At 33.6% G+C, this 21,651-nt stretch carries 16 protein-coding genes, 1 tRNA gene and 5 pseudogenes; 11 read left to right on the top strand and 11 right to left on the bottom strand.

Annotated elements, in window-relative coordinates; translation table 11 throughout:
- Positions 1-39: 39 nt before the first annotated feature.
- The gene (gene uvrA, locus JSQ73_RS05460) at positions 40-2,853 is read right to left on the bottom strand and encodes an excinuclease ABC subunit UvrA (protein ID WP_214250203.1); all 2,814 of its coding nucleotides are present in this window, start codon (positions 2,851-2,853) and stop codon (positions 40-42) included.
- A 325-nt stretch (positions 2,854-3,178) separates the two neighbouring features.
- Here uvrA and JSQ73_RS05455 point away from each other — a divergent pair.
- The 6 genes and pseudogenes from JSQ73_RS05455 to JSQ73_RS05430 form a co-directional block, all read left to right on the top strand.
- Positions 3,179-3,958, top strand: a pseudogene (locus tag JSQ73_RS05455) (ankyrin repeat domain-containing protein); the annotation flags it as partial.
- Positions 3,957-4,412, top strand: a pseudogene (locus JSQ73_RS05450) (hypothetical protein); the annotation flags it as partial. The pseudogenes JSQ73_RS05455 and JSQ73_RS05450, both read left to right, overlap by 2 nt.
- Positions 4,413-4,456: 44 nt before the next feature.
- The gene (locus JSQ73_RS05445) at positions 4,457-4,609 is read left to right on the top strand and encodes a hypothetical protein (protein ID WP_234301703.1); all 153 of its coding nucleotides are present in this window, start codon (positions 4,457-4,459) and stop codon (positions 4,607-4,609) included.
- A 270-nt stretch (positions 4,610-4,879) separates the two neighbouring features.
- Positions 4,880-6,049, top strand: a complete 1,170-nt coding sequence (locus JSQ73_RS05440; RefSeq protein ID WP_214249979.1) for a hypothetical protein — start codon at positions 4,880-4,882, stop codon at positions 6,047-6,049.
- Positions 6,050-6,138: 89 nt separating this feature from the next.
- Positions 6,139-7,425 (top strand): hypothetical protein, encoded by a 1,287-nt coding sequence (locus tag JSQ73_RS05435; RefSeq protein ID WP_214249978.1) that lies wholly within the window; start codon positions 6,139-6,141, stop codon positions 7,423-7,425.
- Positions 7,426-7,485: 60 nt separating this feature from the next.
- Positions 7,486-8,028 (top strand): hypothetical protein, encoded by a 543-nt coding sequence (locus JSQ73_RS05430; RefSeq protein ID WP_214249977.1) that lies wholly within the window; start codon positions 7,486-7,488, stop codon positions 8,026-8,028.
- Here the strand turns inward: JSQ73_RS05430 and JSQ73_RS05425 are convergent.
- From JSQ73_RS05425 to JSQ73_RS05415, 3 genes and pseudogenes are all read right to left on the bottom strand, one after another.
- Positions 8,002-8,319 (bottom strand): annotated as a pseudogene (locus tag JSQ73_RS05425) (hypothetical protein); the annotation flags it as partial. The gene JSQ73_RS05430 and the pseudogene JSQ73_RS05425 overlap by 27 nt on opposite strands.
- Before the next feature lie 55 nt (positions 8,320-8,374).
- Positions 8,375-9,271 carry a cation diffusion facilitator family transporter gene (locus JSQ73_RS05420; protein ID WP_214249976.1) on the bottom strand — a complete coding sequence of 299 codons (897 nt, stop codon included), beginning with the start codon at positions 9,269-9,271 and terminating at the stop codon, positions 8,375-8,377.
- A gap of 28 nt (positions 9,272-9,299) precedes the next feature.
- Positions 9,300-9,372: transfer RNA gene (locus JSQ73_RS05415), tRNA-Val, on the bottom strand.
- Positions 9,373-9,893: 521 nt separating this feature from the next.
- On the opposite strand from JSQ73_RS05415, the gene JSQ73_RS05410 reads away from it, so the two are divergent.
- The 3 genes and pseudogenes from JSQ73_RS05410 to JSQ73_RS05400 form a co-directional block, all read left to right on the top strand.
- A complete protein-coding gene (locus JSQ73_RS05410) occupies positions 9,894-10,934 on the top strand; it encodes a collagenase (protein WP_234301701.1) in 1,041 nt (346 codons plus the stop codon).
- Between the two features lie 174 nt (positions 10,935-11,108).
- Positions 11,109-11,330 (top strand): hypothetical protein, encoded by a 222-nt coding sequence (locus JSQ73_RS05405; protein ID WP_234301700.1) that lies wholly within the window; start codon positions 11,109-11,111, stop codon positions 11,328-11,330.
- 114 nt (positions 11,331-11,444) lie between these two features.
- Positions 11,445-11,582: pseudogene (locus tag JSQ73_RS05400) on the top strand (IS5/IS1182 family transposase); the annotation flags it as partial.
- 168 nt (positions 11,583-11,750) lie between these two features.
- Here JSQ73_RS05400 and JSQ73_RS05395 read toward each other — a convergent pair.
- Positions 11,751-11,966: pseudogene (locus JSQ73_RS05395) on the bottom strand (recombinase family protein); the annotation flags it as partial.
- A 51-nt stretch (positions 11,967-12,017) separates the two neighbouring features.
- Entirely contained in the window at positions 12,018-12,593 is a 576-nt protein-coding gene (locus tag JSQ73_RS05390) for a recombinase family protein (RefSeq protein WP_214249901.1), read from the bottom strand.
- A gap of 462 nt (positions 12,594-13,055) precedes the next feature.
- Between JSQ73_RS05390 and JSQ73_RS05385 the strand changes: the two genes are divergently transcribed.
- Positions 13,056-13,844, top strand: coding sequence for a hypothetical protein (locus JSQ73_RS05385; RefSeq protein WP_214249900.1), 789 nt, complete (start codon positions 13,056-13,058; stop codon positions 13,842-13,844).
- A gap of 309 nt (positions 13,845-14,153) precedes the next feature.
- Here JSQ73_RS05385 and rlmB read toward each other — a convergent pair whose 3' ends face one another.
- Complete coding sequence (rlmB, locus tag JSQ73_RS05380; RefSeq protein ID WP_214249899.1) at positions 14,154-14,921, bottom strand: 23S rRNA (guanosine(2251)-2'-O)-methyltransferase RlmB; 768 nt, start codon at positions 14,919-14,921, stop codon at positions 14,154-14,156.
- A gap of 92 nt (positions 14,922-15,013) precedes the next feature.
- Between rlmB and JSQ73_RS05375 the strand changes: the two genes are divergently transcribed.
- The gene (locus JSQ73_RS05375; protein WP_214249898.1) at positions 15,014-15,505 is read left to right on the top strand and encodes a Smr/MutS family protein; all 492 of its coding nucleotides are present in this window, start codon (positions 15,014-15,016) and stop codon (positions 15,503-15,505) included.
- Positions 15,506-15,516: 11 nt separating this feature from the next.
- On the opposite strand, the gene uvrC is transcribed toward JSQ73_RS05375, so the two are convergent.
- From uvrC to JSQ73_RS05355, 4 genes are read right to left on the bottom strand one after another with little or no spacing between them, the layout of a single operon-like run.
- Positions 15,517-17,334: an excinuclease ABC subunit UvrC gene (gene uvrC, locus JSQ73_RS05370; protein ID WP_214249897.1), complete on the bottom strand. Its 1,818-nt coding sequence runs from the start codon at positions 17,332-17,334 to the stop codon at positions 15,517-15,519.
- Complete coding sequence (gene glyS / locus JSQ73_RS05365; RefSeq protein WP_214249896.1) at positions 17,318-19,426, bottom strand: glycine--tRNA ligase subunit beta; 2,109 nt, start codon at positions 19,424-19,426, stop codon at positions 17,318-17,320. Before glyS ends, uvrC begins: the two co-directional genes overlap by 17 nt.
- A 3-nt stretch (positions 19,427-19,429) precedes the next feature.
- Positions 19,430-20,269 carry a glycine--tRNA ligase subunit alpha gene (locus JSQ73_RS05360; RefSeq protein WP_214249895.1) on the bottom strand — a complete coding sequence of 280 codons (840 nt, stop codon included), beginning with the start codon at positions 20,267-20,269 and terminating at the stop codon, positions 19,430-19,432.
- Between the two features lie 44 nt (positions 20,270-20,313).
- Positions 20,314-21,072: a phosphatidylglycerophosphatase gene (locus JSQ73_RS05355; protein ID WP_214249894.1), complete on the bottom strand. Its 759-nt coding sequence runs from the start codon at positions 21,070-21,072 to the stop codon at positions 20,314-20,316.
- Between the last annotated feature and the right edge of the window lie 579 nt (positions 21,073-21,651).

The following is a 21,651-nucleotide window of genomic DNA, read 5'->3' as shown; positions in this document are numbered from 1 at the left end:
TTAGGTATACCTTTTAAAATGCTCCTCATAATCTAATTATTAAGAAATAGTCGATACTTGATCCAATAAATATGTTTTAAGATACTTGCCTGTAACGCTTTTTGGAGTCTGTGCAACTTTTTCTGGAGTTCCTACAGCAACCACTTCGCCACCTTTTACTCCACCCTCTGGACCAATATCTATTATGTAATCAGCAGTTTTTATAACATGTAAATTGTGCTCAATAACTATAACAGTATTTCCTAAAGCAACTAGCCTATGGAGTATTTTCAGTAAATTATTTACATCTTCAAAATGTAACCCAGTTGTTGGCTCATCGAGAATATACAATGTTTTCCCGGTAAATCGCTTTGATAGTTCCTTAGACAGCTTTATTCGTTGTGCTTCACCCCCGGACAACGTTGTTGACGACTGTCCAAGCGTTATATAACCAAGCCCTACTTCCTGTAAAGAAATCAACTTTTCCTTTATCATTGGAAGATTTTCAAAAAAGTCACATGCTTGATCTATTGTCATATCAAGCACATCAGAAATTGATTTTCCCTTGTAAGTAACTTCCAATGTTTCTCGGTTATACCTCTGTCCTCTACATTGCTCACATTTCACATAAACGTCCGGTAGGAAATGCATCTCGATCTTTAAATGCCCATCACCTTTACAAGCTTCACATCTTCCTCCCTTGGTATTAAATGAAAATCGGCCTATATTGTAACCTCGTGCCTTCGACTCTGGGAGACCTGCAAACCAATTTCTGATGTGAGTAAACATACTAACATATGTTGCTGGATTTGATGCTGGGGTCCTACCAATTGGTGATTGATCAACTTCTATAATTTTATCTATATACTCAAGGCCTTCTATTTTATCGCATTTACCATGCTTTGCAGATGAATGATTTATCTTCTGTGCTGAGTATTTATATAGTGTTTCTATTACTAAACTTGATTTTCCTCCTCCTGATATTCCAGTAACACAAATAAGATTCCTTATAGGAAATTCAACATTTATATTTTTTAAGTTATTCTCACATGCGTTAACTACCTTTATGAACTGAGTTGTTTGCTTTCTTCTTTTTGAAATTGAAATTTCCTTCTTTCCACTTAAATACTGTCCTGTTATGCTCTCTGAATTTTTTTGTACCTGATCTGGTGTTCCTTCTGCAACGATTTTTCCTCCATTTACGCCAGCTCCAGGACCAATATCAATCACATAATCAGCAGCCATTATTGTGTCTTCATCATGTTCAACAACAATCACAGTATTACCCATGTCTCTCAGATTTTTAAGTGTGGCAATTAATCGATCATTATCACATTGATGAAGGCCAATTGAGGGTTCGTCAAGCACGTATAGCACTCCTGTTAAACCAGAACCAATTTGCGAAGCAAGCCTGATCCTCTGGCTTTCACCACCAGAGAGAGTGCTAGATTCACGGTCAAGTGTAAGGTAATTTAGCCCTACATTCTTTAAAAATGTCAGCCTTTTGATTATTTCGTTTAATATTTTATTTGAAATTTGCCTTTGTTGTTCTGTAAGTTTATCTGATAAATTTCCAAACCACTTAAGGGATTCATCGATGCTGAGCCTTGATATTTCACCTATATGTTTTTCGTCAATTTTCACTGTAAGTGCTTCTTTTCTCAATCTATAGCCAGCACACTCTTTGCAGTCAGTAACAGAACAATACCTATCAATAAGTGATGCATCGTAATCCATCTGGCGTTCTAGGATACTGACCAAACCTTGAAATTTCATTTCTTTAGAGCCAAAAAGTATTAAATCCTTCACTTTTTGATCTATATTCTTCCACGGAACATCAAGGCTAAATTTGCAATTTTCAGCCAGTGATAGAATTGCATTTTTTAGCAATCCATAATTTGTATGCACTTGACGGAATATTGATCCAATTGGCTTTAAAGCACCTTCAGATATCGAGAGCGTTTCATCTGGCACTATTAGCTTTGCATCAACACTTAGTTTTTTACCTAGCCCATTGCATGAACTGCATGCACCGTAGGGGCTGTTAAAAGAAAACAATCTTGGCTCTATTTCTTCAAGAGTAAAGCCAGACTCAGGACATGCAAAATTCTCTGAGAAAGTTAAAGTTTGACCATTTTTATACTCGGAATTGTGGTTATCAGGTAAGTTCACTATTTCTGCATACATTAAGCCATGGCCCAGACTCAATGCTGATTCTATACTGCTTGGTAGTCGATTTCCTATATCATCTGATATGGAGATTCTATCTGCAATAACAAAAATATCATGTTTCTTGTTTTTATCGAGTTTAGGCAAGTCATCTATATTGTATGTTTCACCATCTATTTTTAGTCTCACGTAACCTTGCTTTTTAATTTCCAATATCTCTTTGAAGTGCTCTCCTTTTCTGCCACGCACAATAGGAGCAAGTATATATATTTTAGTTTCTAAAGGTAATGCTATAATAGTATCTACAATTTGAGATACAGCCTGTTTCGTTATTGGTAACCCAGTTACAGGCGAATAAGGTATTCCTACTCGTGCATATATCAAACGTACATAATCGTAAATTTCAGTAACGGTTCCAACAGTTGATCTTGGATTTTTTGAGATCGACTTTTGATTAATTGATATTGCAGGAGAGAGGCCTGTGATTGACTCAACATCTGGTTTATCTTGAATATTAAGAAATTGACGTGCATAAGCCGATAGACTTTCGACGTATCGGCGTTGGCCTTCTGCATAAATCGTATCGAATGCGAGGCTAGACTTACCAGAACCACTTAGTCCAGTTATAACAACTAATTTATTTTTTGGTATATTGACATCAATACCCTGCAAATTATGCTCTCTTGCACCTTTAACTCTGATCATACTTCATGTACCTTTGACCATTACAGCCTCAAAATACATAAACTTACAACAACTTTCTACTAATTTTTTCAACTATTACGGAAAACGAGATAGCACAACTAGTGCAAAACATTTTGCCACACAACTATATAAACATCTGTTTTCGCCAAGTTAGTTCGTACAACAAATGGTGTCATAAAAGTATGTTTTCTACAATCTCATCAAAAACATGCTTACCAATTTTTAGAAACAGCAAATTTTATTTTATATAAAATATAGAATATTGATAAATTTAACTTTTTTGTGAGATTATGCAGCGATAAAAATAAATTTAGAGGGAAAGGTTATGGCAATAGAGAAGGAGAAGTTTTTTGAAATAATAAATGAGGTAAGTGAAAGTAGCGATTTGGATGAAGATAATTTACTTGAAAAAATAAAGAATGAGTTAAAAGGAAAAGATGCAGGAGAGTACAACAAGTTTAGTAAAAATTTTAGTAAAGAATATCAATTTAGTATAAAAATTTCAGAAGAAGCTGCAGAAGATTGGACGTTGTTACATCTTGCTACAGCATGCAACAATATGTTAATAGTGGAACTTTTACTAAAAAAGAAAGCAAGTGTTAGCGCTCGAGTAAAAGATGGTTCTAAAAATGATGGGCTAACTGCTTTGCATATTGCTACTTCTTGTGGACATGAAAGCATGGTAAAACAACTACTAAGTGATGATCGAGTGAATCCTTCATTAAAAAGTAAAAATAAGACTCCAAGGGAGGTGGTAGGTAATACAGAAAATAAGGAAGCGATAGTACAAATGTTAGAGGAAGCAGAAGAAAATCATTCGCGAAAGAAGATAAAAGGCTTTCACATCCAAGTTGGAGAAGGAAGTTGTGACCACTCATCTCAGAATGATAATATAACTCGAGTCAGTTCATTTGTGAATGGAATTACTAAATTAGGAAATGATAGAGAAAAATCAATAGCAGTGGAAATACAAATGTGGAATGAAAGAAGGAAAGAGAATAATGATAATATTCAGAGTGAGCAAATCGCTTCTCATTCTATTACTGGTGAAAGTGTTAGTAGTGACGACAGCGGTCTAGAGTCTGAGGCTACATTTGATACTGCTGCTCGTTTCGTTAATTGCAACAATACCACTTGCAATGGTTTTAATTCTATCACAAAGTGAATTAAGGCCAAAGGATTTTAATCCATTTACGTTACTCAAAGCTGCTATAAGTTTCTTTTTAGAAGGCATAAAAGAAAATACTCGCAGTATGACAAATAAGTTTGATGGTACTTATGAGCATTTACTGCCCCATCAATTGAATGACGATATTAGTAATAATATTGGTAAGTTAATACGCAAATATGATCCAGTACCAGAAGATGCTATTAATAATGAGGGATTTAAAGAATTTATTGAATATATAAATCACTTACATATGCTTGATGGCTAACCATTTAGTAATGAGAATAAGGGAAAATTAGTAATGTTTTTGCAAGATTTTTGCAAAGGTAATGAGAAACATAGCTCTGGCTTTACTGGTGGACAAATTCTTCTGTTAGTTCTAAGAACCTGTACATGATCTCAAAAAAGGGATAGAATGAGAGGATAAAGTAGGATATGGGAAGTTTATATCCAAGTGATATAAGTCGAGGAAAGTTTGAGATTATTGTAGCAGATCTGAAGTCTTGCAGGAAGAGGACTCTTCCTGCAAGACTTCAGATCTGCTACAATAATCTCAAACTTTCCTCGACTTATATCACTTGGATATAAACTTCCCATATCCTACTTTATCCTCTCATTCTATCCCTTTTTTGAGATCATGTACAGGTTCTTAGAAAAATTTTCTACAGTAATGATTGAAAAATTTTAAAAGTGGAGTAATATACTGAAAATGTATAAAATTTTGTTAGCTAGGAGGGCTAAGTATGGATTACGAGAATGTACAAAGGGTATTACTAACATCTATCAAAGATAGATGATCCTCATAAAGGATTCAAGGAATTAGAAATTAAGAGATATTGTATTGCATATCAGACACTATTGCGTGAATGGGACAGGACAATAATAACACCATTTGTTAAGGAAATTTTAGAAAGCGGGACCTGTTGGAAAATCGATGACACCTTAGGTCACGTTGAGCTTAATAGGTATGCATTAGGGAAAAAATTATTAGCCTTAAAAATTAAAGATGGACAAAAACCTCTTCTTGATTCCTTTGATCGCTACAGAATTGCATGCTGGTGTTGTTTTGAAGACGAGATAAGAGCTATTTTTGAAGAATTCAAATTAACATTAGGTAGTAAATTAGTAGAGAGTCTAGTTAAAGGATGTGATGAAGGTGCTTTAATGATCTACTGGTCACATGCTATGAATAACCAGGAACATCAGTTGAAGTTAAATAATGAGCATCCATACGTTTATGCTTTTAAGTGTGCAATGCTAGAAAAGCATGTTGAAGCTTTAGAATTCTTTTGGAATAAGTTGCAATCAATTGATTGTGTATCTCCAAAAAGGAAAGAAGACTTATTAATGGAAGTAGCGTATAATAAAGGACGTTTTTCTACTGATGATGTTGGGATGGTTAATTTTTGCCTACGTTATCTCGATTCTAACAGATATCATGAATTATTAAAAAGGGATTTTAAACAAAATAAGTATCATTATACGTTAAGTAAGCTCACAGGAAGTTACTCCTTTGAAAGTGCTAGAAAGCTATTTGAGCATTTAGAGCCAAAAGGCTTATCTTCTGAAAAATATTCTGTATTAATGTTTACAGTATTAGATTCAATTACTTCTGCACCAGATGATAGTTTTGTTAAATCTGGTAGTGAAATGCTTACCTCTATGTGGAATAGTTTTGGCTTTGAGGATCATAAACAACACTATTTAAATAAGCTAAGCGAACAACTCTCGTCAACTAGAGATTTAGTTGCTTCTCTCATTGAAAAGAATAAAGCTGTTAAAATATTGTCTGAAATCGTTAACTCTCTTAATCAAGAGCAAATGCAATATATTATGGAAGAAGATAGGTCAGAATATGAAATATTTACTAGAATTAGAGGCATGCAATTAGATAGAGGAGCAGGTGATAGCCAGTCACCAGGTTCGTTGCTGGATATAGATACTTTACAACAAGAGGGTACTGATGTTAGAAGCAAAGTGTATTGTTTTTGTTACTTATACTTAAACGAAAGTAGGCAAAGAGCTTAGGTAATGGTAAAATTTTCGGAGGGTTAAAGTTAGGGGTAATTATGGTTAATAATAATCAGCAATAAGAAAGACCACAAGATTTAGAGCTAATGGAGTTACTTTTTGGTAAGGTAGATTCTTCAATTTCTGATGCAGTGGATTTACTCGATAAATCGTTTGAAGCAAGATTTCAATCATGGGTTGATCAAATACAATCTTATTTACATTCTAGTGAAAGGCCCGGCTTTTTTCCTCATAGATTTTTAGGTTCTTTTTTCATCGTGTTAGATACTAAGCTTAACGATAAGCTAGGTATAAAGAAGTTACACTTTCGTTTTGAGGGAGCAAGAACTTTAAAGGTCGTAGCAGAAACAGAATCCAAAATACATGTTTTTATTTTCACTGAAGATATAGAAGCTCAACATTCTAAACAAATAAATACTAAGAATTTTGAATTCACCACAGGTGAGTTGAAGAATGTGATGGGTAGAGATTACACTCCATTGGACGAACGTAAGCTTCAAATTGATGTGATAAAAATTTTGAAAGATAAGTATGAGTTAGTAAAAAGCAAGCCTAAATCAGACAAGGATGTTAAATCAAAGAAGTTATATTTATACCTGAAAAATAACATGCTGGAGTGTAAAGCTAAGGATATATATGGAAATATTCAAACAATTCAAATTAACTATGATGGGCTAAAGGGTCGTTATCTACCTCAAGATGAATTTTTTAAGAAAGCTAAGCAATTTCTAAATAGTTCAAGTAAAAATCTTGATGATTTTAGTAAGGAGATATCAAGAATTTTGTCATCAAAGGGGTATACTTTAAAGAGTGACGTGGAAGGTGAAAAAATAAACATTAAGGTAGAAAGCAAAAAGAAAATTGTAGATCAACCCATCGAGCCTGCAGCAAAGTTTCAAGAAGTGGTAAAAAAGTTAGGTAAGTCTATCTATCTAGAAAGTTATATTGAAAAGCTTTCTAGTTCAGATGAAAAGCAAGTTCAGGACAATCTCAAAGCCATTCTAAATTATATTAAAAAAGTTCATACCAATTTAAATTTACAAGATAATGTTTATGTCATTAAAGCTCGTGAAGCTGATCAGCATGGTTTTGTAGCAGGAGTATTTGATAACTTTCGATATCGTGATAATGCCAAACTCTATCTGGAGCAGTTTGCTGGCGGAGGTTACGCTGATATTGTTTTGCTTGTTCGTGGACCTGATCGTGCTATTGATTCAGTTCCAATTCTTATTGAACTCAAGGCTGGAACTGAAGGACAAGTTGATCCAAGTGATGCGCTGGAGAAAGCTAAAGGTTACATTGAAGGTTTTAGACCAAATAAGATCAGGATTTTAACCAATGCAGATAATGCCATTGCTGTTGGGTTAAATTAAGACTACGCAGAACCGTTTAAAGCTGAAGTAAAACCCATTAAACAACCACCAGCTCCTTTGATGGAGGAATTTGTAAAATTAGCTCACAGATGGAATAATCAACAAATTTCTGAAGAAGATTTTAAGCAGGAAATAGCAGGTTTGTTATCAAATGAATACCATACTTTTCCAGCAAATAAAGAAACAAAAGATCATTACTATTTCAGTAGAGATATACTAGGTCAATCAATTTTAATCAACAAGATTGGTCAAGATCAGGGTAACGTAAAAAAATATATATATTTATACAATGAGTATCCGCTAAATTGGCCTCAGGGAACAGAATACACTTTATCTAAAAGCCCTGTTACAACATTAATATTTGTTCAAGGTAATGAAGGGCAAGAGAAAACAGCATTCATTTTTCATATACGAGAGTCCAATACAAAGGAATTCTATGCTGATAAAAAAATTCCAGTGCTTAACATACCTGGAATAGGAAAAGTAGGCAATGTCATAGAAATTAAAATGAGCCTAAAAAAATATGAAACGGGGTTATCTTTTGAAGAACTTTTTGAAATAGAACAGTTAAGTAAATATAAGAAAAGTAGTTGTAAAGGTTAGATATGTTACAGAAGCAAAAAATAAAAGGAAAGATGCTATTTTGATTTTATTTTTCTCAAAAAATATTTCCCAATATTCCTTTTTACTTATTTTTTCCTGCTTTGCAGCTTTTATGTCTTTATAAACGTAAAAAGTTTTTATTTCAGATCTAAAAAACAATGTGGCAAAAGATAAAAAGACATTGGCAGGATTAACTAAAATGCTTAAAGAAACAAAAGCTGCGAAGTAATTTGCTATCTTTAATCTGTAAGAATCCTTTCCAGGAAATTGTATTTGGGAAATACCTATCATAGCCTACTCTCTATAATATTATGATATTGTAGTAATAACAAATAGCCTATAGATGTCAATGCTTAAGTATTTTACTGTCTACGCACTCATCGTATTCAATTTCAACTGTAGAGTGCGCAATTTCGAACCTATTTAATAGTATTTTTTTTATCTCATACAAAATATTAGTGTGTTGTCCATTTTGCTTTATCTTGGCATGCATAGTAAGTATAAAATAATTATCAGATAGTGACCATGCATGTATATGATGCACATCTATCACTTCAGGTAACTTAGATACAATCTCACTTTTTATCTCCTCAGCAGATACACCTTCAGGTGTACCTTCAAGAAGTATATGACAAGAATTCTTGAGAATTTTATATCCACTGTTTAGGATTATTACGCTGATAAACACTGACAGAATAGGATCCACTACTTGCCATCCAGTAAGCATGATGATTACGGATGCGAGTATAGCAGCTACAGAACCTAAAATATCTCCTATAACGTGCAATACAGCACTTTTTATGTTTATATTATTTTCGCATTTACTATGTAATATAAAAAAGACTATGATATTAGATATTAGGCCAAGTATAGAAATTATTAGCATTACTTTCCATTCAACATCAACTGGAAAAATAAATCTCTTTATTGACTCAATGATAATGACCACTGCGATGAAAAATAGAGTTAAACCATTAACAAATGCTGCGATTATCTGTAATCTGTGATACCCATATGACCTCTGTAAATCAGATTTCTTAGCTGAAAATTTGTGTGCTATCCAGCTTAAAACCAAGGCAAAAAGATCAGTGAGCATATGCCCTGCATCTGATAACAGAGCAAGCGAGTGTGAAATTACTCCACCTACTATCTCCATAAGCATTGTTATTGCAACTATTATTATGGAATAAATTAAGCGCTTGGACTCTGCTATTGAGTGTTTGCTATTGTGCACTGCTGTCATATAAAATCTTTTTATGAGCAAAAAAACGTGGGTAACACTGGGCTCGAACCAGTGACCCCTTGCACGTCAAGCAAGTGCTCTACCAACTGAGCTAATTACCCATCTTAACCTTAGTATAGTGCTTCAGTGAAATGAAAGTCAATTTGCTTTTAGACTTCTTGCTGAATGAAACTCCTTGACAAACCTTTCCACTTTCCTTATCATCTCAATAAGAGTATTTATCCTTATTTTTGATCCGCGCGGGTTCAACAACAAAAATTCAGTAAAAAACTCAGATATTTATTGGCAAATTACATAAAAATTATAGCGGCTGCATGTCTTTTTTATTTTTTCTACATTCAGCCAAATCGCGCTTGAAATAAGCGTTAGCACATTATTACAACGCCAATTTACATTGTTATAGGGTCAAAACTCGCTACATAGGGATTTTTTTGCCTTTTTCAAAGTTGATAAATTTCTTAATATTTATAATTCCGTTACTTGTTAGCAGCCACCTAAGGTTAGCTATAGAATTTTAGCCACATTCTAAATGTTACATATTAAGTTAACTATCTATACTTTTTTATTAAGATATAAATTATACCAGTATGAGAATTTACGTTTTTTTCAGATGAGTCACTTTATGCTTGATACTGTAAAGATTAATAAATTAGGGGTTAAAGTAATGACAATCAATCAACAAATAAATAAAAATATAACTAAAGAAGAATACTTTAACAATAAGCATATCATAGAAGTTAAAGATTTAAATATTAAAGTAGAAGTTTATTCTCATAATTTAAGAGCAAGTAAAGTTGCTCACATTGAAAGTGAGATAAGAGAAACAGCTACTAATTTTAAAGATGCATTTAAACTGGAGCCTGGTAGCTCAGAACAAACATTCAAAATTTATGTGTTTGATGATAAGGCTGATTACACTCACCTTGGTGGAAGCGAACGTTTTGGTTCTTACCTTGGAGATGAAGGTGGTAAGTGTTACTACAAAGGAGAAGCTGATGTTTTTGCTGAGATGTATGTCTATCAGCAAGGCGGCGTTCATAACCTTCAGCATGAATTTGCGCATGGTTTGACTTACTTGGCTACAGGAGGAAAATCTCTACCTACAGTATTAATGGAGGGAATTGCAGATTACTTTGAACATCATTCAGATCACAAGTTCAATGCTCAAGGGTCAAGCATTGATAAAACTGAAGCCGCAAATTTGGATCTGGGTGGAATTTTAAATTTACAATATTCAGCCAATGGTGAAGAAAACAGTTTAGTGTATAAAACAGGTCATGCGTTGATAATGTACTTACAGGAAAAAGATCCTAGTTTATTAAGAGACTACCTAGATGCTTTACGTCAAGGTAACTCAGATGAGTCAAAAAATTTTTTGAAAGACATAAAAGGACATGATACTGACTTCAAAAGTTGGCTTGCTGAGAATGATACAGAAACTGCAATGGAACATCTCAACGCTTTGCAAGTTACAAGAGGAGATTTTATAGCAATTGGTCAAGAAATAGTGGGTGGAGAAATTAAAAACATATCCTACTATAAAGCAAATATAGAAAAGATAGATGGAGAAAACGTTGGAAATTTTTCTCCTGTAGAACATGTTGCATTTTATGATGTTGCTCGTGCTATTAATAGGGCAACAAATGATAACCTCGATATATAAAAGGAATATCATTTTTTAAAGGTAGTAAAAACTCCTGATGGACAGGATAAACTAACTTACTCTGACCAACAAGGTAATGAATATAAAAACAGTCAAGAGTATAAAAATCAGGCTTTTAGAATATTATCAAAATATGATACAAAAATTAAGAGTGAGGCAGACAAATTCGATAATTTGAATAAAGAACGTGGTGAAATGTATCAAAAATATCATAAAGGAGAGATTACTATTGAAGAGTTACGTAATGAGGAAAATACAAAATACAGACCAGCATTCTTAAAGTTTGATCAACTAAAAAACAAAACAGTTGATGAGATTGAAAATAATCCTCAGGCAGCAAAAATATTAGTAGAGCTGGTCAATATCGATCCAAACTTGATAAGAACCTGTACATGATCTCAAAAAAGGGATAGAATGAGAGGATAAAGTAGGATATGGGAAGTTTATATCCAAGTGATATAAGTCGAGGAAAGTTTGAGATTATTGTAGCAGATCTGAAGTCTTGCAGGAAGAGGACAAATTGAGAGATCTTCTTTTGCCTGGTTGCAAAAATGTAGGCGACTTTGGAAAAATTGCGAGCGGAAACTCAACACTAGCCTGCAAATGGTCGTTCTTGCTTTCGCTGCTTTGCTTCTGAAAAGATTGTGAACAGGTTCTTACAGAACTTCCGTAATATGCATAACGACAACGCTTACATACGATTAAACCTTGTAGTAAATGTTTTGCTCCTCTTTCTCTTGTCCTTGCTATTTTTCTATTCTCAGCTAATTGTTCTTGAACTATATCAAATACATCTTCGTTCACTATATTTGGCACTTTAACATAAATCCAATTTGCTTTTTCAACAGAATAGGTAGAGTAATTATCTTTCGGTTGTTCACAAGAATGTTTCTGTGGTCTGATATGTTGTAACTTTATACCTACTTTTGTTTTAACAAAAGCCGCTTGTCCTTTGTAAGTAGGATTTTTTAACATACCCCAAATCATACTTCTATCCCAGCACTTTTTTCCTGTTCGTGTTATAATAGACATAGTGTTTAGCCGACGACACACTTCCCCAACACTTGTCCTTTCTCTTCCTACTCACAAAAATACTTTCCTAACAACATTAGCTTCTTCTTCGTTTATTTCAAATAAAGCTTGTCCTCCTCTCATATATTTATCTATATAACGATAACCATAAGGAGCTCCTCCCATTACGCTTACACAACCTTTATTAGCTGCATAAATCTTTACGCGACGACTTCGTTCCATAATTTTCGCTCGTTCATATTCTGCTATCATACCTTGCATTTGTAACAGCAATTGAGATTCTGGATTATCGTTAATCTCATAATTTAAGAAACCCGTTTCTGCTCCTGCTTTCTCAAATTCTTCAAGTAATACCATTTGATATGCATATTTTCTAGATAAGCGATCAGGTGAATGAAGGTAAATTCTATCAATTTTACCTTCTGTTACTTTATCACGTAACTTTTCTAGATCAGGACGGACTAGATTAGATCCACTGTAGCCATTATCAATAAATTTATACTCACTTAATAATTTGTATCCATCCGTACTAATTTGCTTCTCTAAAGCTGCAACTTGACTTGCTATTGTATTTTCTTGTGCTTGTTTCCCCGAAGAAACTCTTGCATATAAACTCACTGTTACCATTTGATCCTCCTTGAATCCCATTTTTATGTTTTAAATTTTTTTGGCTTACTTGCTTTGACACGGCTTTTTCATAAGCATCTAACAAATACTTTTCTGCCAACCGGTTAGTTTCATAGCTACAGCTAATCCGTATAGCTAATCTCTTATTTCCCATGAACTTTCCTTGAAATAATATGTTCATATCATACATTGAAACTGATGGTTAATTGATTGTTGGCACTATAAATAAATGGCACTCTTGTTTTTGGACATAGAAATTTTCGAGAAATGCTTTTCTCTAATTTTACGTTTTTTGCAACATTGTTGGCGGTGTAATGATGACATCGTCTACTACATACTTAGATCACAAAAGAAGAATTCTGAAGCGAAAAGCTTCAAGGAAATCTTATGCAAAATCTAGTATTTACGGAATTTATATTATTTTCATGCACCCTATGGTTTTTATAATTAACAGAGGGTGATATGACTACTACAATAAAAGATGCAGCAGACGATGCTAGTTTTATAACAGCCCTAATGGCATTACAAGGATTTAATGACAAGGTATATATTAAAGCTGCTCCAGCTGATGAAGTTTATACTAAAACTGCTTCTGATACTGCATTCGTTAAAGCTACAGAGCTTAAAACAAAAGCTGCAGCGAAAGATGTCGTGGATGCTATAACTGCTTCTTCTGATTTTACAAATAAGGTATATATTAAAGCTGCTCCAGCTGATGAAGTTTACACTAAAACAGCTGCTGATACTGCATTTGTTAAAACTACAGATCTTGCAACAAAAGTTGCAGAACAAGCTGTTGTGGATATTCTAGTTCCTGCTCTTGCAACAGTTGGTACTGATGATACTAAGAAGGTTTACACTAAAGGCACAGTAGATACTAGTTTTGCTAAAATTGATGCTTCCAACTTTACAGAAGCTATTCTTTCTGCTAAAGATGGCCAAAAATCAATCTTAATAAATAAACTTGGTGAAGCTTTGGATAGGGTTGCAGATGATAAAGCTACCGATAAAGTATATGGTGCTAAAGGTAGTGAAAAGATAGCAAAAGATTTCTTAGCTGATAAAGGATTAAAACCAATGCCTAAAGATGTAGCCACCGAGCTAGCAAAAAACGCAGTTTTTCAAGCTAATAACAAAATTCAAGTAAGTTCTCAAGACCCAGAATTTCAAGCAGCTGTAAAGACAGTAATGTCACAGCCATCCTTCGAGATTCCAATAGATCCAAGTGCACCACTTTCTTGGGATTGGTAATGTAAGTGCCAGTAGATGATATCTCGCTATGTCATTCACTGTTGTCATTCCAGCATGTGATACACAGCTGTACGAACATTATTCTGTAGGAAGATATCATGCCAGTGCCCAGACACTGGCATCAATTTTTCCATCATCATCAGAAACGTTATATTTTAACATTACTTTTATACTCGCAAATTTAACTGGATCCCAGTGTCACGCACTGGGATGACATCTTCCAGCTGTGCATGTGAAGCTAAAATGGCATTCTTTTTTCTAGATTCCAACAGTCTTGATAGCAGGCAAGAAGTATATTTTTCATTGCAACTAATTTGCAGTGATTTTTGTTTTAATGTAGATGGAATATAGTCCTATTGCTGCTGCGTTTGAAACATTTAGACTATCAATTACGTTTGACATTGGGATTTTTAAAAGATAATCACAATTTTCTTTAACTAGTCTCCGCATTCCTTTCTCTTCAGAACCAAAAATAATTACTCTTTTTTGCCCAAAATTCTTTATTTCATCTATATTTTCCTTTGCATTGCAATCAAACCCATAACACCAGTAGCCTATCTTTTTTAAAGACTCCATCGTCTTTACTATGTTTGTAACGTATATTAGAGGAACAATGTCTAATGCGCCACTTGCTGTTTTTGCGATAGATGCATTTTCGCTTGGTGAATGGTGATACGGTAAAACCAATGCATCAATGTTGAAACAAGCTGAGATTCTTAAAATCGACCCTATATTGTGTGTATCAGTAATTTGATCTAAAATGACTATAGTAGAGTTTTCACCTGATCTTTCAGCTATTTCTTCAATATTTAAGCTGTGAAAAATAGGAGTAACTTTTAAAGCAATTCCTTGATGATTTACACCTTTGGGTAAAACATCATTGAACATTTTGTTCTCTACCAGTCGAGCTTTAATGCCCTTACTATCTGCACATTGTTTAATTTCTTTCTCAAATTCTCTGTAGAAATTTTCTGTTACTAACAGTTCTATACACCGCCTGTTTTTGTTTCTTAATGCTGAAATACAAGTGTGCTTTCCATATATCCAACAGTTTTCATTAGCTTTTGATGATTTCATCTCATTATTAAAAATCAGATTTTTATAGAGTAAGCAATATTTTACTGTGTTTATATATTGTTGTAAAATTATGCAGTTCAATTAATGAATTTATGTCAGATGATGAGTTAGATTGGCAAAAAAATGTTAAGCCAATAGAATGTGGAAAAGTTACTTTGAAAGTTGATCACAAAGTAAATATAAAATCTATGATTGATAAAGGTGCCTCTAGTTTACAAGAAAATTTTCTTAATACTGATAATGGTGATTCATCATTTTGTCTTGACTACAATACAAAATTAAAGATCGATAGGGGCAAATATTTTATAAGCGATAAACTCGATTTGCACGGCTATAGTATAGATACTGCTTATTGTAAATTGATAGATTTTATTATCAAAAATTATCAAGCAGGGAATAGGTGCTTATTGGTAATTACGGGGCATGGTAATAGTACAGATAAAATAGACACTATAAAGAATAGCTTAAATAAGTGGTTGAATGATACAAAAGTTCTGCATATGATCTTATACTACCAGCAAGCCACAAAAAAACATGGTGGTAAAGGGGCTTTTTATGTCTTATTAAGAAGAAATAAAAGTTAATTTTAGAGTACCTATTTAGGAGTACCTTTCTTAGAATTCAAGTGTTGAAAAATGATTTCTGCTAAACCTTTACCAATTCCAGGTACGTTTTGAATTTCAGCTAGAGAAGCTTTGCTTATATTTTCTACCGAACCAAAATGAGACATGAGTGCCTTCTTTCTTTTACTGCCAACACCAGATATTTTGCTTAATTGTGAAGCAAAAAACTGTTTATCGCGTTTTTTCCTATGCGAAGTTATCGCAAAACGGTGAGCTTCATTACGCAGCAATTGTAAATAAAGCATGACCTTGCTGTCACTTGCTAGAGTAAATTCTTCTCTGTCCGGCACATAAAATCTTTCATTTCCTGCATTACGATCATGACCTTTCGCCATACAAGCAAAAGGAACTTTTATATTCAATATTTCCAATACATTCTGCACTATGGAAACATGTCCTAGACCGCCATCAATCAGTAAAAAATCAGGGATTATATCTTTTATATTGCCAGAGAAACGTCTAGTCAGCACTTCTCTCATCATTTTATAGTCATCACCTGAAATTTCTTCTTTTATAGTAAATTTTTTGTATTCACTTTTTAAAAAACCTTCCTGCCCTGCAACAATCATCACACCAACTTGTTGATTTCCAGATATATGGCTATTATCATAAACCTCGATACGCTTTGGAATATTTGGTAACGAGAAAATCTTCCTAAGCTCTTCGAGCTTTTTTAGGTTATTTCTATAATCAGTAAGCTTCTGCTCTAGGCTATGCTTAGAATTATTGTAAATAAAATTCAACAAATCACGCTCTTTACTATTTTTTGCATACAAAACTTTTATTGATTTTTGAGTAAGAGCATAAAGTGCTTGTTCTATAATTTCCTTATCCTTAATAAAATCGGGAACGTAAATGTGCGCTGATGGTGTATTAACTGAATTATACAAATTGACCAAAAAGGTGGATAAAATTTCATCATTTGGATGATCACTACAATTCTCAATGAAGTAAGGAATGCTTCCATAGTTACCTTTATCTCTGAAAGATAGTACACCAATGCATGCTAAGTCTGCCTCACCTACAACGCTAAAGAAATCTGCATCTTCTTCAAAAGAAAAATCCATTGGCTGCATTTGAATTTGCTGAAGAAATTTCAATCGATCTCTATAGACAGCAGCAAGCTCGTAATTCATTTCCCTACTGCACTTTTCCATTGTAGAAAATAGCTGTCTTTGCACTTCTTTATTCCTTCCTAGCAGAGTATCTTGTGCTTGTTTTACTGATTTGCAGTAATCATCTTTTGTAATTTTATCTACGCATGGTGCTGAACAGCGCTTAACTTGATACTCAAGACATGGTCTTTTTGTTGAAGAGAAATATTGATCTGAACATACTCTTAAGAGAAAAGCTTTTTGCAATGATAATATAGTGTTCTTAACAGCAGCAGCAGATGGAAAAGGGCCGTAGTAATGAAACTCATTCTTCTTAAACTTACCTCTATATTTTGCTATTCTTGGATAATCATGCTTAGAAATTGTTATATAAGGATAAGATTTTCCATCCCTAAGCAAAATATTATAAGATGGTTTTAACGATTTTATTAACTGTGCTTCAAGAAGCAATGCTTCGATTTCATTCTCAGTGATGAATATTTCAACCTTAATAACCTGTGAGATCATTACTCTGATTCGTTCAGAAAGGTTTTCGAATTGAAGGTAGTCGGATAATCTCGACTTCAAGTTTTTTGCTTTACCAATGTATAAAACCTTATTCTTATCTCCAACCATCTTATAAACGCCACAGGATTGTGGAGATGATTTGATTTGTTCCTTATATTGCTTGAGCATTTATCAATTGTTTAACCTGTATAAGGTTAAACTCTGCTACTAAATGAAAGGTAGAAACAACATTTGCAAGCAAAGATAACCTGTTTATTCTAAGCTCATTAGAATCACAGTTAATCTTTACACTGTCCATAAATTGATTGATAAATGGAGCAAAACGAGCAAGTTCATCAAGCGCTGTATTAAAGTCGTTATTTTCTATCGCTTGTTTTATGTTTTTACAAGCATCTATAGCACAATTTGATAGCGCAATCTCCTCATTTTCAATCAAAAACTTCTTACTGTAAGATGCATTATAAGTAGTGCCATCACTTTTTCTCACTTTGCTCATCATGTTACTGGCTCTTTTATAAGTGCTTATAACCTGTTCACCTTCTTTTGTACTAAGATAACGATCCAATATCACAGTTTGCTTTTCCGCTTTCAGCAGATCATTAATATCGACTTTATATAGTATTGAATCTACAACATCTTGCCTTATATTTCTATTTTTTAAAATAATCTTGAACCTTTCTAAGCAGAATTTCAATACTAGTTCTGAAATTTGTTTTTCACTTGGCTTATCAACTGGAGTTATATTTTTATTCAATAGAAGCCTTGAACATAAAGATACTGACTTATCTATCAACAATCTAATTAGAATATGCAAATTATTTTCAAGTATTGTTCTAATTATACCAATTGTCATTCTCCGCAAACCAAACTGATCATATGAACCAGAGATTTTCTCACCTGCTGCAATTAAGCCAACCAAACTATCCATTTTGTCTGCAATAGCTACAGCAATCGCAGTAGGAGATTTAGGGCATTCTTGGTCCGATCCAATTGGCTTATAGTGCTCAGTTATAGCTTCCACTACTTCTTTATCCTCTTGAAAATAAGAAGCGTAGTATCCACTCATTATTCCTTGCAATCCCGGAAATTCTTTCACTATCAACGTTGCAAGATCTGCCTTTGCTAAATATGCAGCACGTTCAACTTTAATTAATGAAGCATGTGGAATAAATATCGCTATATACTTTGAAAGAGCGATAATACGCTTCACTTTTTCTTCTACGCTACCGAGCGAAGCATGAAATGAAATAGAGCTCAATTTTTTGACATAGTAATCTAGGTTTTCCTTCTTGTCTTGAGATATAAAAAACTGGGCATCAGAAAGACGTGCTTCTAATATTCTTTCATGGCCTTTGACAACTTCATTGTTGTTAACATTTACAACAGTAACAAAATGTGATATTTTCTGTCCATCACTTAAAGCAAGATACTTTTGCTGCGTATTAATTATACTAAGTATTACTTCCTTCGGTAATTCTGATGATTTTACTTTACCAAATAATACTATTGGCCACTCTATAAGCCCTGCCAATTCATTAAGTAAATAATCATTTTTTTTAAGTTGTAAGTTCTCCTCTTTTGTAAACTTATTAATCTGATCTAGTATAAATTTCTTTCTTTTATCCAACTGGAGAATGACATTATTTTTTTCTAACAATTCAAAATAGTCTTTGGGTGTTTTAACAGTAAGTACTGCATCACCTGAAAGAAACCTATGACCATACGTCACGTTGCATGCTGTAACCCCTGCAAAAGATATAGGTATTATTTCGTCATTTAAAATACATAGAATATTTTTAATTGGCCTAACCCATCTCTCTTTTCTTTCACTCCATCTCATACTCTTTGGCCAAGAAAAGTTTTTTAGCATTTCCTCCAGTTGATTTTTGAGAAACCCGTTGATGTTAAATAAGCAGCTTTCTCTCTTAATGAAGTAAAAATCTTCATCATTTACTTTGCAAATGAGTAAATCTTCTTCACCTTTTCGATTTTTTCTCAAAAAACCTTCGATAGCACTTTTCTGTGCATTAACTCTTGGTCCTTTAATCTCATTGTTAGAATCTTTTAGCTCCAAAGCACTTATGCCATCAATAAAAAGAGCAATGCGACGTGCAGTCACATAAACTTCTATAGATGCAAATTTCACATTATTTTTACTAAAAGCATTAGTGATATAGCTCTTAACCTGAGCTGCAGATGAATTCTGCATTCTTGATGGAATTTCTTCTGAAAGACATTCAAACAATAATTGTGACAACATATTCTACTTTGCTCTATATAATTCACAGCATTTTTTTGTTAACTCTCTCACTCTACCAATATAGGCTGTACGTTCATTCACACCAAGCACACCTCTTGCATCAAGTAGATTAAGTAGATGGCTCGTTTTAATACATTGGTCATAAGCTGCTATCGGCAATTCTTTTTCAACAAGGAATTTACACAGTTTTTCTGTATCCTCAAACTGCTGTTGTACTACTTTAGTATCATAATAATCAAGTGCCAGGTAAGAAAATTCTCGCTCTCTTTGTTTAAAAATATTTCCATAAGTTGCACCGCTACCGTTCCACATTATGTCGTAAACATTATCTACACCCTGTATGCACATTGCTAAACGCTCTAACCCATATGCTACTTCACCAGGAATTATTCTGCAGTCAATACCTCCCACTTGCTGTATATAAGTAAGTTGTGTTACTTCCATTCCGTTGCATGTAACCTCCCAACCAAGACCGGATGCACCAACACTTGGGTTTTCCCAATCATCTTCAATAAACTTAATATCATATTCTTTTGTCGATACACCAAGAGCTTTTAAGCTATTTAAGTAAACATCTTGCAAATTGCTGCCAGATGGTTTTATTATAACTTGGTATTGATGATGCTGATATAAACGATTAGGGTTGTCGCCATAGCGTCCGTCTGCAGGTCTGATTACTGGTTGTAGATACGCAATTTTTGTTGATTTTTCGTCAATCGCTGACATGATTGTTGCGGGATGTAGTGTTCCAGCTCCAACTTCAGACGTATATGGATGAAGTATAGTACACCTTTCATCTGCCCAAAAATCTTGTAATCCCTTTATTATATCCTGTAGATTCACGCAAACTGTATATCTTTTAAACTGAATACATAAGCAAATAAGTACTATTCTATACTTATTTTTTTAATAGTGCCATGGAAATAGTCACTTAAGGCTATTGAACTTTCTTTTACATACTCAAATATGCTTTTATTCAAGACAATCGCATCATGCATAGTCAGATCGCAGAATATAAATGCAGTCAAGTACAATAAAATCACTGCATAAAACACATGAAAAATCCCTTCAAATGTGATTGATATTGCATTGTTATAACTAAGCTGTATCGTACTTATCGGCCATGGTTTTATTACTTCTACAATATTAAAAAATAAATAAGGTATTATAAAGAAAAAGAACAAATGCATAAGATCATTAAACCAAAATGGACATTTAAGTATTGCCTTGCATATACTTAAATAGAATTTACTTACAATATAATAAATTGACATTATTGCCGGCATCGAAAGCGCAACAGTCATCACCTGTCCTGATGCTATTTGTATTACTATATTCTCATCACTGCTAGCTGAAGGATCTTGAGTATGAAAAATAGATATGCCAACTAATTGCAGCACTAACATAACTATTGCTAGCTTGGTAAAAATAGCAGCTACAACTATGCCTGAATTCGGCATTTTATATAATATAAAATCACCTCCGTATGTAAGCATTAATATAATGTCAGTAATAAATAATATTAGAAAAGAAGACCAATAATGCTGCCAACCAGGTAAATATCCTACTCCTAAAAAAGAGCTTACTATTTTGGCAGGAAAAACCTTGCCTAGCACCTTACCCAAAAATTGAAAAAAAATCCCCATGTCCTAACTAACACTTGACTTATATTTTTCACAATACTGAATTGTAATGGACTTATCAATAAACTTCTTGCATAGAAAAAAGGCAAATAGTTAAAAACGACCTAAGTTTAGCAATAACCGTTGCCCCTTCTATCGTCATCCCAGTGCCCAGGGATTGGCTCTTTTTTTTCTAGATTCCAGTACTGGAATGACATCTTCAATATTCTTACATCTGATCTCAAACTATGGAATAACACCGTTATAAGTACTGGAATATGAGCATCATTCAAGCAGCTGATCTCTATGATGGCATCATCCCAGTACTGAGATCCAGAACAGGTAATAAGAACTGGTCACGCGCTGGCCTGAAGTTTTAACTATAAATATTAAAAAATTTACCAAGCGAAAAAAAAGGCAAAAGAACCCCCCAGTAGTGAGTTTTAACCCTATAATAATCTAAATCGGCATTGTAATAATGTGCTAACGCTTATTTAAAGCGCGTTTTGGCTGAATGTAGAAAAAATAAAAAAGACATGCAGCCGCTATAATTTTATGTAATCTGCCAATATATATCTGAGTTTTTTACTGAATTTTTGCTGT

It is taken from the genome of Wolbachia endosymbiont of Anopheles demeilloni (genome assembly GCF_018491735.2).
Taxonomy (GTDB): domain Bacteria; phylum Pseudomonadota; class Alphaproteobacteria; order Rickettsiales; family Anaplasmataceae; genus Wolbachia.
This window is presented reverse-complemented; position numbering and strand designations above follow the sequence as displayed.

Excerpts from the sequence above, each read along its gene's own strand:
- uvrA (WP_214250203.1), bottom strand. The coding sequence starts at position 2,853 with ATGATCAGAGTTAAAGGTGCAAGAGAGCATAATTTGCAGGGTATTGAT.
- JSQ73_RS05445 (WP_234301703.1), top strand. The coding sequence starts at position 4,457 with ATGGGAAGTTTATATCCAAGTGATATAAGTCGAGGAAAGTTTGAGATT.
- JSQ73_RS05435 (WP_214249978.1), top strand. The coding sequence starts at position 6,139 with ATGGAGTTACTTTTTGGTAAGGTAGATTCTTCAATTTCTGATGCAGTG.
- JSQ73_RS05430 (WP_214249977.1), top strand. The coding sequence starts at position 7,486 with ATGGAGGAATTTGTAAAATTAGCTCACAGATGGAATAATCAACAAATT.
- JSQ73_RS05420 (WP_214249976.1), bottom strand. The coding sequence starts at position 9,271 with ATGACAGCAGTGCACAATAGCAAACACTCAATAGCAGAGTCCAAGCGC.
- JSQ73_RS05410 (WP_234301701.1), top strand. The coding sequence starts at position 9,894 with ATGCTTGATACTGTAAAGATTAATAAATTAGGGGTTAAAGTAATGACA.
- JSQ73_RS05390 (WP_214249901.1), bottom strand. The coding sequence starts at position 12,593 with ATGGTAACAGTGAGTTTATATGCAAGAGTTTCTTCGGGGAAACAAGCA.
- JSQ73_RS05385 (WP_214249900.1), top strand. The coding sequence starts at position 13,056 with ATGACTACTACAATAAAAGATGCAGCAGACGATGCTAGTTTTATAACA.
- rlmB (WP_214249899.1), bottom strand. The coding sequence starts at position 14,921 with ATGAAATCATCAAAAGCTAATGAAAACTGTTGGATATATGGAAAGCAC.
- JSQ73_RS05375 (WP_214249898.1), top strand. The coding sequence starts at position 15,014 with ATGTCAGATGATGAGTTAGATTGGCAAAAAAATGTTAAGCCAATAGAA.
- uvrC (WP_214249897.1), bottom strand. The coding sequence starts at position 17,334 with ATGCTCAAGCAATATAAGGAACAAATCAAATCATCTCCACAATCCTGT.
- glyS (WP_214249896.1), bottom strand. The coding sequence starts at position 19,426 with ATGTTGTCACAATTATTGTTTGAATGTCTTTCAGAAGAAATTCCATCA.
- JSQ73_RS05355 (WP_214249894.1), bottom strand. The coding sequence starts at position 21,072 with ATGGGGATTTTTTTTCAATTTTTGGGTAAGGTGCTAGGCAAGGTTTTT.